Source organism: Micromonospora sp. MGP-C2 (assembly GCF_057766525.1).
In genome coordinates, this window is sequence record NZ_JBYMEN010000002.1 from 6,480,409 (window position 1) to 6,495,148 (window position 14,740).

Annotated in this window: 13 protein-coding genes; 3 read left to right on the top strand and 10 right to left on the bottom strand. The window is 70.4% G+C overall.

The genetic code is table 11. The features are described 5' to 3' along the window. The first annotated feature begins 127 nt into the window (after nt 1-127). Entirely contained in the window at nt 128-1,096 is a 969-nt protein-coding gene (locus AC3CF1_RS29770) for a glycosyltransferase (protein WP_488451765.1), read from the top strand. A 70-nt stretch (nt 1,097-1,166) separates the two neighbouring features. Here AC3CF1_RS29770 and AC3CF1_RS29775 read toward each other — a convergent pair whose 3' ends face one another. The 4 genes from AC3CF1_RS29775 to AC3CF1_RS29790 form a co-directional block, all read right to left on the bottom strand. Further along, nucleotides 1,167-2,642 carry an O-antigen ligase family protein gene (locus AC3CF1_RS29775; RefSeq protein WP_488451766.1) on the bottom strand — a complete coding sequence of 492 codons (1,476 nt, stop codon included), beginning with the start codon at nt 2,640-2,642 and terminating at the stop codon, nt 1,167-1,169. A 159-nt stretch (nt 2,643-2,801) separates the two neighbouring features. Further along, nucleotides 2,802-3,716 (bottom strand): dTDP-4-dehydrorhamnose reductase family protein, encoded by a 915-nt coding sequence (locus AC3CF1_RS29780; protein ID WP_354980500.1) that lies wholly within the window; start codon nt 3,714-3,716, stop codon nt 2,802-2,804. Beyond that, nucleotides 3,713-5,017, bottom strand: a complete 1,305-nt coding sequence (locus AC3CF1_RS29785; RefSeq protein WP_354980501.1) for a glycosyltransferase family 4 protein — start codon at nt 5,015-5,017, stop codon at nt 3,713-3,715. Before AC3CF1_RS29785 ends, AC3CF1_RS29780 begins: the two co-directional genes overlap by 4 nt. Next, on the bottom strand, nt 5,014-6,039 hold the full coding sequence (locus tag AC3CF1_RS29790; RefSeq protein ID WP_488451767.1) for a polysaccharide biosynthesis protein: 1,026 nt from the start codon (nt 6,037-6,039) through the stop codon (nt 5,014-5,016). Before AC3CF1_RS29790 ends, AC3CF1_RS29785 begins: the two co-directional genes overlap by 4 nt. Nucleotides 6,040-6,274: 235 nt before the next feature. Here AC3CF1_RS29790 and wecB point away from each other — a divergent pair, with 235 nt between their 5' ends. Then, nucleotides 6,275-7,399, top strand: coding sequence for a non-hydrolyzing UDP-N-acetylglucosamine 2-epimerase (wecB, locus tag AC3CF1_RS29795; protein ID WP_354980503.1), 1,125 nt, complete (start codon nt 6,275-6,277; stop codon nt 7,397-7,399). A gap of 72 nt (nt 7,400-7,471) precedes the next feature. Here the strand turns inward: wecB and AC3CF1_RS29800 are convergent, their stop codons facing one another. The 4 genes from AC3CF1_RS29800 to AC3CF1_RS29815 all read right to left on the bottom strand — a co-directional run bounded on the left by AC3CF1_RS29800 (nt 7,472) and on the right by AC3CF1_RS29815 (nt 11,990). Beyond that, nucleotides 7,472-9,346: a polysaccharide biosynthesis protein gene (locus AC3CF1_RS29800; protein ID WP_488451768.1), complete on the bottom strand. Its 1,875-nt coding sequence runs from the start codon at nt 9,344-9,346 to the stop codon at nt 7,472-7,474. A gap of 145 nt (nt 9,347-9,491) precedes the next feature. Then, a complete protein-coding gene (locus AC3CF1_RS29805) occupies nt 9,492-10,136 on the bottom strand; it encodes an acetyltransferase (protein ID WP_488451769.1) in 645 nt (214 codons plus the stop codon). Then, nucleotides 10,133-11,281, bottom strand: coding sequence for a DegT/DnrJ/EryC1/StrS family aminotransferase (locus AC3CF1_RS29810; RefSeq protein ID WP_488451770.1), 1,149 nt, complete (start codon nt 11,279-11,281; stop codon nt 10,133-10,135). The genes AC3CF1_RS29805 and AC3CF1_RS29810 overlap by 4 nt, the downstream gene beginning before the upstream one ends. 22 nt (nt 11,282-11,303) lie before the next feature. After that, on the bottom strand, nt 11,304-11,990 hold the full coding sequence (locus AC3CF1_RS29815) for a sugar transferase (RefSeq protein WP_354980507.1): 687 nt from the start codon (nt 11,988-11,990) through the stop codon (nt 11,304-11,306). 247 nt (nt 11,991-12,237) lie between these two features. On the opposite strand from AC3CF1_RS29815, the gene AC3CF1_RS29820 reads away from it, so the two are divergent. After that, a complete protein-coding gene (locus AC3CF1_RS29820) occupies nt 12,238-13,185 on the top strand; it encodes a DUF389 domain-containing protein (protein WP_088947253.1) in 948 nt (315 codons plus the stop codon). Here the strand turns inward: AC3CF1_RS29820 and AC3CF1_RS29825 are convergent. Then, on the bottom strand, nt 13,115-13,582 hold the full coding sequence (locus AC3CF1_RS29825) for a hypothetical protein (RefSeq protein ID WP_488451771.1): 468 nt from the start codon (nt 13,580-13,582) through the stop codon (nt 13,115-13,117). The two genes, AC3CF1_RS29820 and AC3CF1_RS29825, sit on opposite strands and share 71 nt — an antisense overlap. 24 nt (nt 13,583-13,606) lie before the next feature. Next, nucleotides 13,607-14,515 (bottom strand): aminoglycoside phosphotransferase family protein, encoded by a 909-nt coding sequence (locus AC3CF1_RS29830; protein WP_488451772.1) that lies wholly within the window; start codon nt 14,513-14,515, stop codon nt 13,607-13,609. Nucleotides 14,516-14,740: the final 225 nt, after the last annotated feature.

A 14,740-nucleotide genomic window follows, 5' to 3' on the forward strand; every position in this document is an offset into this window, starting at 1 on the left:
CGCACGGCACGCACACCCTGGTGGTCAACGACTGGCCGTCCGACGGGTCCGTGCCACCGCAGCGCGACGAGGTCGCGGGCATCGAGCTGATCACGCTTCGGACCCCGGGAGGAACCGCGTCACCCGGATGTCGGCCCGCCTCGCCCGTCCGGTGCGGGTGCTGCGGGCGATGCGCCGTCGGGGCGTGGTGCGCGGTGACATCTCGGTGGTGCTGTTGCCGATGGCCATGATGACCCTGGGCAACTGGGCGGTCCTGCGGTTCGCGCTGCGCTGCCCGGTGGTGGTGGACGCGAGCGAGCGGCACGACCGTCGCCAGTTCCGGCGCGGCTGGCTGGCCCCGTACTTCGTTCGGCACCGCTGGTCCACCTTCCTGGCCACCCGTCTCGTCCACCGGGCCATCGCCGTGTCGACCACCCTCGGCGGCTATTTCGAACGGCGTGGCCTCGACGTGCTGGTGGTGCCGCCGCAGGTGGACTGCGACGAGTTCGCCGAGCCGCGGCCGTCCTCGCTGACCGGCGGGCTGCGGTTGCTGTACGCCGGCACCCCCGGCCGCAAGGACATGCTCGACGTCATCCTCCGCGGGATCAGCCGACTGTCTCCGCAGGACCAGGCACGGGTACGCCTCACCATCGCCGGGGTCACCCGCCAGGACGCCGCCGCGCTGTCCGACCTGGACGTCTCGGTGCTGGACTCGGTGTCGGCCGAGGTGACGTTCCTCGGCCGGGTGCCGCGCGACACGGTGCTCACTCTGCTGTCCGAGGCGCACTTCTCGCTGTTGGTGCGCCCCACCGGGGGATACGCCGCCAACGGCTTCCCGTCCAAGGTGCCGGAGAGCCTCTCCGCCGGATGTCCGGTGATGCTCAACTACACCAGCGACCTCGCCGCGTACGTGCGGGACGGGGTGGAAAGCCTCGTGCTCGACGGCAACGGTCCGGAGGACGTCCAGCGCGGCATCGAGCGGGCGTTGCGCCTGCGGGACGAGGAGTGGGCGGCGATGAGCCGAGCGGCCCGCAGGACGGCCCGCGAGTCCTTCGACCACCGAGCCTGGCGGGCACGGGTGACGGCCTTCCTCGACCCCCCGGGTGCGGCGAGCTGACGCGCGGGTTCCGCGAAACGACAGACGGCCGCCCCGGTGGGGTGGCCGTCCGGCATTCCCGGTCGGGGTGTTACCGCACGGGCACCCGTTCCCGCCGGGCCGAACCGTGCGCACCGGCCGGCTGCCGCCGACCCGTCGAGCTGTGCGGGTACGGCCCGCCGTTGACACGTGCCGAGATGTACACGGCGGCGGGAACCCCGGAGAAGTGGCGCCCCGAGCGGGTCTTCACCAGGACGCCGGCCACGGCCAGCCAGAACACGTACGGGTAGGGCTGACCCATACCGAACATCGTCGACTCGGTGACCTGGATCAGCAGACCGGTGACGATGAGCCAGACCAGACCCGAGTTGAGTGCGCCGATGGGGGCCAGCAGTACCGCCCGCATCGCGGCGAGCAGGAGCAGGAGCAGCGGGGCGACGCCGATGACCCCCAGCTCCAGCAGCCACTGAAGGTAGCTGTTGTGCACCAGGTTGACGCTGACGTCGAAGAAGCCGTTCTGACGGGTCTGTTCGAACAGGTGGATTCCCGACGCGTAGCCGAAGCCCAGCGTCGGACGGCTCTGCCACAGCTCGTAGGCCGCCCGCCAGGTCTGGGTGCGTCCGTTGGAGAGATCGCCGTTGTCCGGGTCGGTGAACCGGGCGGCGAAGGTCTGCGCCCAGGTCGAACCCACGACGCTGGGGACCATGCCGAACAGGTACGCCAACCCCAGGCCCCCGACCGCTACCACCAGCAGGCGTGCCATCGGTCCGGCCCCGTGCCGGAGCACCACCCAGAGGCCGCCGACGACGACGGCGATCAACGCGGTGCGGGACTCGGTGAGCGGGACGGCGATGAGCGCCGGCACGACGCCGAGCAACTGTGCCCGCTTGCGCGACTGCTGGTAGAGCGCCCAGCCGAGCGGAATCGTCAGGGCACAGATGATGCTCAGCATGTTCGGGTTGGCGTACAGGCCCTGGAAACGGTCGTTGAACGAGGTGGCCGACGCGCGACCGGCGATCCCGTAGCCGAGACTGACCACGAGCGACAGACTGAGCACCGCGTAGACCACGTGCAGGTCGGTGGCCACGGCCGCTGTGTCGGCCCACCGCCGGCGCAGTAACACGTGGGCGAGCGCGGCGAGGAGCAGCAGCGCGACGCCCTGCTGGAGGGTGTGCAACGGGGCGATCGACCACACGCTGCTCAGCGTGGCCAGCCCCGCGGTCGCCCAGAGCGCGGTGATGAACAGGCGCGTCCAGTTGTCGGCTGGCCGGATCCGGCTGTCCCGCCCGTTCAACGCGCAGACGATCAGGCAGCCGACCGCGAGGTACCGCGCGTAGAAGCTGAAGGTGACCAGCGACGGCATGTTGGACGAGGCGCAGACCAGCAGGATCGTCGCCACGGCCAGGATCCGTCGGAAAGCGTCGAGGCGCCGCGTGAGATAGAGCGCGGCGATCAGGAGCGCCGCACCGGCGGCGATCATCGGTTCGTCCAGGGCGAAGGCGGTCGTGACCGCCGTGAGACAGACTGCCCCGACGACGAGGGCGACGAGGCCAAGGCGTTCTACCACGTGATGTCCTTCGGCTCCTGCCGGCCTGGATCGGCGGCGGCTGGTGGTCCTGGTCGACTGCGGGGATGGGGCGAGGAGAGTGCCCCACCGGTCCGTCGTCGTCGCGCAGATGTGTCAGCGGAGAGGCCGGCCGGCAGCCGACCCCCGGTGTACGTGCGGTCAGACCGGCGCGGTCTGTCGGCTCGCCAGTGCCTCGGGGATGCTCCACCTGGCTCGCACGTCGTGCATCAGCCGGATCATGTCCGGCCAGGCCGGCGGCCGGTAACCGGTGGTCTGCGCCAACGCGTCGGCGCGCATCGACCGGTCGATCACGAAGTCGACGTCCGGCAGCAACTCGCCCCTCCAGCCGTACACGTCGGCGACCAGCCGGAGGAGGTCGTACTTCGAGATGGGCTCCGCGGCGAGGTGGTACAGCCCGGTCAGGTCCTCGCGGGGCAGGATGACCTCGCGCAGCAGTCGGGCGAACTCGACGGTTGTCACTCCGCTGTAGATCGCCCTGGTGAACCCGCGCACCAGACCCTGTTGAGAGAGGAACCAGTCCAGCAGTGACCGGTTCGTGGTCAACTCGTGCCCGATGATCGAGGTGCGCAGGGTGAGCGCGGGAGCCGACCTGGTCTCGCCCAGCAACTTGGACTGCCCGTAGAGGTCGGGTGGGTCCGGCAGGTCGTCCTCCAGGTAGCCACCGCGCTTGCCAGAAAACACGCAGTCGGTGCTGACGTGCACGAGCCGGTTGCCGAGTTGAGCGCAGGCGTCGGCCAGCAGGTGCGGAAAGAGCGCATTGAGCATCACAGTGTGGACGGCATCCTGGACATCCGGGCGCTGCTTGATCACGCCGACACAGTTGACGACGACGTCCGGGCGGATGTCGTCGATCACCTGTCGCACCTGGTCGAACCGGCTGACGTCGAGGGCGGGGGTGATCCGGGCGAGCAGCTCGGGCGAGAAGAGGTGCGCGCGGCCCTCCATGCTCCGTGCGGCGCCGTACACGTCGAGCCCCGGATCCTCACTCAACTCCCGGACGAGTGCGTGGCCCAGCATCCCGGTCGCTCCGAGGACGAGGACGCGTCGGGTCATCGTGACTCCCTGTCCCGGCGGGTGCCGCTCCTGGCCCGCCGTGCCGCTTCGGTGAGCAGGTCGGCGAGGACCTGCACGTTGGTCGCCTGACTCATGTGGGTCAGGTAGTGGTGCCGGCCCGCCCGTCCCATCGCCCGCAGCCGCGACCGCGGCGTCTGCCTGGCCTGCCGGACGACCTCGGCCAGGCTCGCCGGGTCCTCCGGTCGGGCGTCGAAGCCGGCGCCGGCGTGCCGGACGACCCGGGCGGCGTCGCCGGGCGCGCAGGCGAGCACGGGTTGGCCACAGGCCAGGATCGACTGGACCTTGCTGGGCAGTGTGATGCTGAACAGCGGATCGTTCGCCAGGGACACGAGGTGCAGGTCGGCGGCTGCCATCCGGGCCGCCAAGCGGTCCGGCGGGACCTGGTCGAGGAAGTGGACGTGACCGGGTCGGCTCCGCGCCGCCTGCGCGATCAACGCGTCCTTCTCCACCCCGTCGCCGACCAGGACCAGGTGGACGTCCGGCAGGTCGTGCAGCCGGGCCACGGCGTCGATCACGGTGTCGAGTCGCTGCGCCGGGCCGTGGTTGCCCGCGTACATCAGCACGAAGTCGTCGTCGTGCAGGCCGAGCCGGGCGCGTAGGCCGGGCTCCGGTTCGGTCGGCTGCATGACCTTCTCGTCGGCCCAGTTGTAGACCACCGAGACCTTCTCGGCCGGGACGCCCCGGGCGATGATCGTGTCCCGCAGGCCGGGCGCCGGGACCGTGACGTGATCGGCCCAGCGGTACGTCCGGTCCGTGAACCAGCCGAGGCTCGCCTCCGCGAGCCGGCGGGCCACCCCGTCGGTGAGGAAGCCGGTGGCGAAGATGGAGTCCGGCCAGAGGTCCAGCACCATGGTCACGTACGGGGTGCCCCAGCGTCGCCGTGCCGTCATGGCCGCGGCCGTGGCGGTGACCGGCGAGGAGTAGACCAGAGCGACGTCGGCGTTGCGCAGCACGGACGAGCCGAGCAGGGACGAGGACGCCGCCCAGCTCAGGTAGTTGGCGGCCCGGCCGACCGCTGACCGGTCGTGGCTCGGGTGCAGGGGCGTACGGACGACCCGGGAGCCGTCGCGCAGCTCGACGGTCCGTCGGCGGGCCGAGTATCCGTCGTACACGACGCCCTTCGGATAGTTCGGCACCCCGGTGAGCACGTCGACGTCGAAGCCCTGTCGGCGCAGCGAGTCGCTGATGCCTTCGGCGAAGGGCGCCGGTTCCGGGGGGAACCACTGACTGACCAGTGCGACCCGGTCGGGCCGTCCGCCATTTCTGGCCGGGGCGCTCACGCCGCGACGGCGTCGAGGAGCGCCCGCACCTCCGGCAGGTTCAGCAGCAGCGACTCGATCTCCGGAACGACGAGACGCCGGGTGTTGTGCGAGTTGAAGTCCTGGGTGCCCCGGTCGACGCTGCCCTCCTCGAAGTAGAGGGCGTAGTTGAGGTCCCGGCTGTCCACCGGCACCCGGAGGAACTCCCCGAAGTCCTCGGCGCGGGACAGGTCCTCGCGGCTGGCGAGGGTCTCGTAGAGCTTCTCGCCGTGCCGGATCCCGAGGACGTTCATCTTGACGGGGACCCCGAACAGGTTGCACAGCGCCGTCGCCAGGTCGCCGATGGTGCAGGCGTCTGCCTTACGGATGAAGATGTCGCCGGGCTGGCCGTGCCGGAAGGCGTGCTCCACCAGATCCACCGACTCTTCCAGCGACATCAGGAAGCGGGTCATCGTCGGCTCGGTCACCGTCAGCGGTGTCCCCTTGCGGATCTGGTCGATGAACAGCGGGATCACCGAACCCCGCGAGTACATGACGTTGCCGTAGCGCACACAGCAGACGCGGGTCCGGGCGGCCGGGTTGTTGCGCGCGTGGGCCTGCGCCACCTTCTCCATGAGCGCCTTCGTCATGCCCATCGCGTTGACCGGGTAGACCGCCTTGTCGGTGCTCAACAGCACCAGAGCTTCGACGCCGTTGCGCTCGCACGCGTCCACGACGTTGGCGCTGCCCAACACGTTGGTCCGCAGCGCCTCCAGTGGAAAGAACTCACAGGAGGGGACCTGCTTGAGAGCAGCGGCGTGGAAGACGAATTCGGTGTCCCGGCTGGCCTTGGCCACGGAGTCGTAATCGCGTACGTCGCCGACGTAGTAACGGACGCGGTCGTCGCGGATGCGGTGCCGCATCGCGTCCTGCTTCGACTCGTCGCGGCTGAGGACCCGCACCTCGGAGGCCCCGGCGTCGAGCAGGCGACGGACCATGGTCTGGCCGAAGGAGCCGGTCCCGCCGGTGATCAGGAAACGTCGGTCCGAAAGCGAGGAAATCACTTCTCCTCCAGCCCTCTCCGCCATTTCAGGGGAGTTCGCAGTCTTCATAGATCCGGACCATACCGTCCTAAGCAGACCAATGACCTGGGAAGCCGGATAACCGCTGACAAATTTGGTAAGCGACTAATTTTCATTAAAAATGCCGCTACCACCGGCTATCTCGACTCGTTTGTCCAACGATCGAATTGCCGGCCCGAGACGGAATCCGGCGCAGTCATCGGCGAAGGGTGGACACATGACACGGGTGATGACCGTGGTAGGGACCCGACCAGAGATCATCCGGCTGTCCCGGATCATGACCGCGCTCGACGAGACCGTGGAGCACGTGCTGGTCCACACCGGGCAGAACTGGGACGCGACCCTCTCCGACGTCTTCTTCAAGGAGTTGGGGCTGCGGGAGCCGGACCGGTCGCTGCGGGTGGACACGTCCTCGCTGGGACGGGTTCTGGGCGGCGTGTTGACCGGCATGGAGACGGCCATCACCGAGTTGAGGCCGGACGCGCTCCTCGTCCTCGGCGACACGAACAGCAGCATCGCCGCCCTGATGGCACGGCGGATGCGAGTGCCCGTCTATCACATGGAGGCCGGCAACCGTTGCTTCGATCTCAACGTCCCGGAGGAGACCAACCGGCGTCTGGTCGACCACATTGCCGACTTCAACCTGGTCTACAGCGAGCACGCCCGGCGCAACCTGCTCGCCGAAGGGCTTCACCCGCGCCGCATCCTGCACACCGGCTCGCCCATGCGTGAGGTGCTGGACCACTACGCCGCGGACATCGCAGGTTCCGGAATCCTGCGCCAGCTCGGCCTCGAACCCGACGGCTACTTCGTGGTCAGCGCCCACCGGGAGGAGAACGTCGACCAGCCGGCCCGGCTGCGTCGGCTGCTCGACTGCCTCCGCGCCGTACGGCAGACCTGGGGGCTGCCTGTGCTCGTCTCCACCCACCCCCGCACGCGAAAGCGGCTGGAGGCCCTGACCGACGTCGACCTCAGCGCCGACGGCATCACCTTCCACGAGCCCTTCGGTCTGTTCGACTACGTACGCCTGCAGAGCCAGGCCCGGTGCACCCTCTCCGACAGCGGCACCATCAGTGAGGAGGCGGCGATCCTCGGCTTCCCGGCGGTCACCCTGCGCGACTCCATGGAACGTCCGGAGGCACTCGACGCGGGCGGAATCATCATGACCGGTCTCGACCCGGAGGGCGTGGTCGAGGCAATCGGGGTCACCGTCGCCCAGGTCGAGGCACGAGGGGTGCCCTGCCCGGCCGACTACCAGGTGCCGGACACCTCCCGGCGGGTGGTCGACTTCATCCTCTCCACGGTCCGCCGGCACCACGACTGGGCGGGCATCCGCCGCTGAGCCAGGCAGTGACAGGGCCGGCGACCGCACCCCCGCGGTCGCCGGCCCTGATGCGTCAGCCCGGTCGCGCGATCAGCGCGACTGCAGTGGTACGCCCAGAGGACCCTCCACCACCGGGTCGGTCGGCTGGGTGCAGAGCAGTGCGAGGTGCTCGACGACCTTAGCCGCGTCCTCGTACGGGTCGAGCCCGCTGACCTCCATCGGGTCGAGCGCCGGCACGGCCACGTGGGACACCAGGGGGTGCAGCGGTCGGGTGTCGACCTCGCCGGTCCCGAGCAGATCCTCGTGCAGCTTCTCGCCGGGCCGCAGACCGGTGTAGACAATGGGCACGGAACTGGACGCCTGGTCGGCCATCTGGCGTGCCAGGTCGACGATCCGCACCGGGTCGCCCATGTCGAGCACCAGCGCCTCCCCGTCCCGGCCGATCTCGGCGGCCTGAAGCACCAGGTGGACGGCCTCCTGCAGGGTCATCAGATAGCGGGTGACGTCCGGGTGGGTGACGGTCAGCGGCTTGCCGGTCTCGATCTGCCGTTGGAAGGCCGTCACCACCGAGCCGCGGCTGCTCAGCACGTTGCCGAACCGGACGCTGAGGAACGTGCCGGGGAACCGGGACGCGGCGTGTGCCGTCAACCGCTCGGTGATCCGCTTCGAGTAACCGAGGACGCTGATCGGATCTGCGGCCTTGTCCGTGGAGATGTTGACGAACTTCGCCACGTCCTGGCAGGCGTCCAGCACCGACAGGGTGCCCCAGACGTTGGTCTTGATCGCCTCGCCCGGGTGCCGCTGCAGCAGCGTCAGGTGCTTGAGCGCCGCCGCGTGGAAGATGATCTCCGGCCGGCGCTCCCGGATGATCCGCCGAATTCCCTCGTCGTCGCGAAGGTCGGCGAGGATCAGCTCGGGCCCGTCCAGCATGGCCCGCCCGGCGAGCGACATCTGAAGACTGTGCAGGGCCGACTCGTCCCGGTCGAGCATCATCAGTTCGCCCGGGTTGGCCTTCATCACCTGACGGCACAGCTCGGAGCCGATCGACCCGCCGGCGCCGGTGACCAGGATCCGCCGGCCGGTCAGGCTGTTGGTGCTCAGCGGCAGGTCGCCGACCACCTGCCGTCGGCCGAGCAGATCGCTGACCTGCACGTCCCGGACGTCGGTGACGGTGATCCGGTGGTCGACCAGGTCCCGCACCGGTGGCAGCACCTTGAAGACCGCTCCGGCCTCGAGGGTGGCCTCGCGGATCTGGCGGATCAACGCGGCGTCCGCGTTGGCCACCGAGAAGATCACGGTGGTGGCGCCGGTACGCCGGACCGAGGTGCCGACGTCCCGCCGTCCACCCAGCACGCGCACCCCGCCGATGCGCAGGTCGCGCTTGTCTGGGTCGTCGTCAAGCGCGCCGACCGGCAGGTACCGGCCGCGCGGGTCGCTGAGCATCGCGCGGAGCAGGCCCTGGCCGGCGTCACCCATCCCGAACAGCAGCACGGGCGTCGACGACCGGACGTCCGGCCGCATGGCGAGGTCGCGGCGGTGCCGGTACGCGAACCGGGCGCCGAGCATGAAGAGCAGGGCCAGTGCGCCGCCGACCAGAGGGGTGCTTGCCGGAACCGGTCGCTCGCCGGACGGCAGCAGGGCGAGCAGCACGATGCCCCCCGTCGTGATGGCGGTCCCGGCGACGCCCTGAACCTCCTGCAGACTGCCCAGCGGGTGTCGTCCGGAGTAGAGCCGGCGTAGCGCCGCCACCGCCACGTGTACGACCGCCGCCACGACGCCGACCGCTGCTGCCCGTCCCAGCTGTCCCGGGGGCGGCTGGAACTCGAACCGGGTCCACGCGGCCGTGACGAATCCACCGACCCAGGCGGTGGTGTCGGTGGCGAGGAACCCGGCCGTGCGCTGACGGGCCCTGGCCCGCCGCGCCTGCCGGTCCGCGTGCTGCGTGTTCTCGGTGTCCTGCGGCATGTGCTGGCTCCCTGTCCCGTCGCACGCTCCTTCCGCCCACACGACGCAAGGAGCCTCTAGGCTCTTTGTTCTTGTTACATGCCAAAGCGGCGCTGTTGGGCGCTTTCGGTGTTTGTGAGCTGAATAGGCTGTAGGTCCGGTGCCTTCAGCGGGCCGGAACGCCCTTGACCGTCACCTGATCGGGTACGTCCCGGACGACGCAGGCACCGGCCCCGACCGTGCTGTCCCGTCCGATCCGTAGGCCCTGGAGCACTGCGGCGGTGGTCCCGATCAGCACGCCCTCGCCCAGGTGGCAGTCACCGGACACGGCGGCGAGCGGGTTGACCGAGACGTAGTCCGCGAGGCGGCTGTCGTGGCCGACGGTGGCGTTCTGGTTGAGATGGACGTGCCGGCCGAGGGTGACGTTCGTGGTGACCCTGGCTCCCGCGAAGGCCACGAAACCCGGCCCGTACTCGGTGTCCGGCCCGATGGTGGCGTCCGGGTGGACGAGACTCGCGGCCTCGGTGTCGTACCCGTCGATGTGGCCGCCGATGGCGCGGCGGATCCGGGGATCGCCGATCCCGATGAGGTGTCGGGTGGCCGGGGGCGCGTCGCGCAGCCAGGCCACGTCCCCGAGGTACGGCACGTCGAGTCGCTGCAACCGTTTCAGGTTCTCTTCACTGGGTCGGTCGTCGACGACGCCCAGCAGTTGCCAGATCGGCCGGCTGGCGGCCTCGTTGACTGCCCGGGCGATGGTCAGCACCTCCCGGCCGTGGCCGCCGCAGCCGACCACCACCAGTCCCGTTGTCACGCGGCGGGCCCTCCCGTTCGAGCGGCCAGGAACTCGTCGATCGCGGCCAGCACCCGTGCGATCTGCGGCTCGGTCAGGGCACTCCCGCTGGGCAGGGTGAGCCCGTCGGCGAAGAGTCGCTCCGCCGCACCGCTGAGCAGGCTCTCCGCGCCGGCGTGCATGGGCTGAAGGTGCATCGGCTTCCACACTGGCCGGGTCTCGATGTCCCGCTCGGCCAGGTGGGCCGCCAGGTCGTCGGCCTGCCAACCACACCGCTCCCGCTCGACGGTGATGACGGTGAGCCAGCAGTTCGACTCGGTGTCCTCGGCGCCGAGGAGTTGGACGCCCGGCACCGGGGCGAAGAGCTTGGCGTAGTGGTCGCGTAGTTGGCGGCGTCGCGCGATCATCTCGTCCAGCCGGAGCAACTGGGCCCGGCCGAGCGCCGCGAGGAGGTTGCTGAGCCGGTAGTTGTAGCCGGTCTCCCGATGCTCGTAGTGTCGCGCCGGTTCGCGGGCCTGGGTGGAGAGGTGGCGGGCCCGGTCGAGAAGTGCGACGTCGTCGCTCACCAGCATCCCGCCGCCGGAGGTGGTCATGATCTTGTTGCCGTTGAACGACAGCACGCCGGCGTGCCCGAAGGAGCCGGCGGGATGCCCCCGGTGACTCGCCCCGAGCGCCTCCGCGGCGTCCTCCACAAGGGGGACCTCGGCCTCGTCGCAGACCGGGACCAGCGAGAGGTAGTCGACGCAGCTGCCGAACATGTCCACCGGGACGATCGCGCCAACCCGCTCGCCGCGCGATCGCAGCCGACGCAGCAGGTCGGCGGTGAGATCGACGTCGAGGTTGCCGGTCCTGGGGTCGCAGTCCACGAAGACCGGACGCGCGCCGATGTAGTGGACCGCGTTGGCGGTGGCGACGAAGGTGAGCGTGGGCACGATGACCACGTCACCAGGCGTCACGCCGACCCCGAGCAGAGCCAGGTGCAGAGCGGCGGTGCCGGAGCTGACCGCCACCGCGCCGCCGGTGCCGACCCGCTCGGCGATGTCGTGCTCGAAGGCCTGCAGGTCCGGGCCGGCCGGCGCCACCCAGCCGGAACGCAGGGCCGCAACCAGGTACGACTCTTCGAGAGGGCCGACGTCGGGTGGGGACAGGTGGATCGTCTGGCTCATCGGCCGGCTCCCCAGCGGGTCGTCACGCCGGTGTCCGGTCGCGCTGCGGAGGTGCCGGACGGCGAGGCGGCGTACCGAGGAACTCCGGCGCGGTCGCGGACCCGGCCGCGTTGATTCCCTCGCGGCGCAGCACGGTCCGCACGGTCGCGGCGAGAATCGACAAATCCACCCGGAGGTTGTGGCTCTCCACGTACCGCACGTCGAATTCCAGCTTCTCCTCCCAGCTCAAGCTGTTGCGCCCCCGCACCTGGGCCAACCCCGTGACGCCGGGCCGGACCTCGTGCCGTAGGGCCTGCCGGGGGGAGTAGCGGCTGAGGTATTCGGGCAGCAGCGGGCGCGGGCCGACCACGCTCATGTCGCCGCGCAGCACGTTCCAGAGCGTGGGCAGCTCGTCCAGACTGGTGGCGCGCAGCCAACGCCCGAGTGGGGTGAGTCGATCGCGGTCTCCGACCAGGCCGAGGCTCAGGTTGGGTGGCCGCATGGTGCGGAACTTGACCAGCTCGAAAGGCTGTCCGTGCAGTCCGGCGCGGCACTGGCGGAAGAGCACCGGGCGACCGAGACCCATCGCGACCAGAGCCGCCACCACGATCAGCAACGGCGTGACCAGGATGAGAAGGACCGCCGCCACGACGACGTCGGCGACTCGCTTGCCCCGCTTCGGGCTGCTCCGGGGCAGTGACAGATCGGCGTCCACGAGACCATCAGGCACCGACACGGTGTGACCTCCCACATGATTTACACAAAACGTACTCATTTGTCATATCGGGTACACATGACGCGGTGTCACCGAATAGCGACAGTCAGTCCGCATTCCCCCGATCAACCCCGAAACCCCGCAGTCGGACACGGCCAGATCAGCGGCCTTGTGCAGCTCCAGGCGTCGACAGGCCGGGCGGTAGAGTCGCGTCGGCCAGTCAGGCGAGGAAAGAACTGGCCGGTCGGGCGAGGGGGATGGCGTGCTGCACCTGAGGGTGATCGCCCCGGTGGACCTGTCGACGGAGGTCGTCGACCTGCTCTCCGCGGAGGCGGGGGTGACTCACCTCGCCGTGCTGCCTGGTGCCGCCCGACAACCACCGGGTGATCTCATCCTCTGCGACGTGGTGCGGGAGAGCGCTGACCGCGTGCTGCGGGAGTTGCGGCGGATCGGCGTGGACACCAGCGGCGGCATCGCGGCCGACGACGTCGAGCTGACCATCTCCGATGCGGCCGACCGGGCGGCGGAGGACGCACCGGGCAGTGGCGCGGACGCGGTCGTCTGGGACGAGATCGCCGCGAAGACCGGCGAGCAGACGGAACTGTCCGGCACCTACCTCGTGCTGATCGTGGTGGCCACCATGATCGCCGGCATCGGGGTGCTGCTGGACCAGCCGATTCTCATCGTCGGGGCGATGGTGGTCGGTCCGGAGTTCGGCCCCCTCGCCGCATTGTGCGTGGCGTTGCTGCGCCGCCAGCTCGGGGTGATCGGCCGCTCGGTGCAGGCTCTCGTGGTCGGGTTCCTGGCGGCCATGGTGGCGACAGTGCTGAGCACCTGGGCGCTGACCGCAGTTGGCCTGGTCAGTCGGGAGATGCTGCTCGCCGAACGTCCGCTCACCGACTTCATCTGGCGGCCGGACGCGCTGTCCTGGGTGGTCGGTCTTCTGGCCGGCGTGGCCGGGATGCTCTCGTTGACGTCGAAGAAGTCCGGCAGCCTGGTCGGGGTGCTGATCTCGGTGACCACGGTCCCGGCCGCCGCGAACGTGGCGGTGGCTGCCGCCTACGGAGCGTGGGACGAAGCGGGCGGCTCGGCCCTCCAACTGGTGATCAACCTGGCTGCGATCGTCCTGGCCGGACTGCTCACCCTCGTGGTGCAGCAGGTCTGGTGGAGGGGCCTGGCTCGCCGGTCCCCTCGTTCAGCAACCGGGTGAGCAGCGTCCGCAACGGGATCGACTCACCGTCGCGGCCACCGGCCCCGACCACCAACGGCGCCGGGCTGGGCTCCGGGTCGACGCCGAACAGTCGGGCCCGCAGACCGCCCGGCACGGTCAGCAGGTGGAACCGGCCGTCCACGTCCACCGCCCGGGTCTCGGCCCGGTCGACGTACCAGCCGGTCAGCCTGGTCCGGTAGCGACCGCGCCCGTCGTAACCCCGGGCGACCAGCCGGGTGGTGCGCAGCCCCCGCCGGGTCGCCTCGGTCACGAACCAGGCAACCAGCTTCGCCGCCTCGGCCTGCTCGGCGGCCCGCCGCCGCGCGTCCGCGTCGGCGTGCGCCCGCACCGCCTGCTGCCGCTGATCCCGCCACGTACGGCCGTCCGGCTCACTCACGACGCCGACGGTACGCGACGCGGCTCAGTCGAGGACGGCCCGCAGGGTGCGCCGGGCGATCGCGGCCATCACCAGGTTGGTCTCGACGTAGTACGGCAGCGCGTTGATCGCCTGCTCCAGCGCCCATCCGCGCCCGCGCTCCCACGTCGCATCGTCCACGCCGAGCGCCCGCCGGTACGTCTCCCGCGACCCGGCGTCGAACAGGTTCCACGCCGGCATCAGGTCCACCGCCGGGTCGCCCACGTCGACGGCGCCGAGGTCGATGACCGCGGCCAGCCGGCCGTCGCGAACCAGCAGGTTGCCCGGCATCAGGTCGGCGTGGATCCACACGTCGGCCACCTGATACCGCGGAACGGCCCGGCAGCGGTCCCACACCTCGGCGAGCCGAGCGGTGTCGGTGAGCTGGGCGCTGCTGGCCAGGGCCGACCGCACTCCGCCGTCCTGGTCGGCCAGCGGGCCGCCCCGGCCGGACCCGGACCAGGCCCGGCCACCGGTGTCGATGGCGTGCAGGGCGGTGACGACGCCGGCCAGGTCGCGGGCGAAGGCGTCCAGGTCGCCGAAGCGGCCGGGGTGGATCGGCTCTCCGGGGATCCAGCGGTACGCCGTCCACGGCCCGGGGTACCCCTCGCCCGGCTCACCGAGGCCGAGCGGTTCGGGCACCGCGATCGGCAGGTGCCGGCCGAGCAGCCGGGCGTGCTCCTGCTCCCGCAGCAGCTCGGCCCGCAGCTCGTCGCCAGCCGTCGGTTGCAGGGGAAACCGCAGGACGATCTCCGCACCGAGCCGGAAGAGGGCGTTCACCGTGCCGGTCGAGGGGAGCGGACGAACGGGGAGCGCCCGCCACTCGGGAAACTGCTCGGCGACCAGGGCGGCCACCACCTCGGCGCTGACGACGAGCTGATCGGCGTGCATCTTCACCGCGAGATCATCACGCATCGCTGCGCTGCCAGGCGAGCCGATTTCCCCCGGGGTCCGCATCCTGCCTCCGTGGCTCCCTCACTCCGACGGCACATGCAGATTCTGGGGAGCCCGATGCGTGCGGCCCCTGTCGAGCTGCCCCAGATCTGGACCGCCGCCACACGGACTCGCCCCACGAGTGGGGCAGCTCGACAGGTTGCCGTGAGGACCCGTGCCGTGCCGTGGGGCACGCCGGGCAGACCG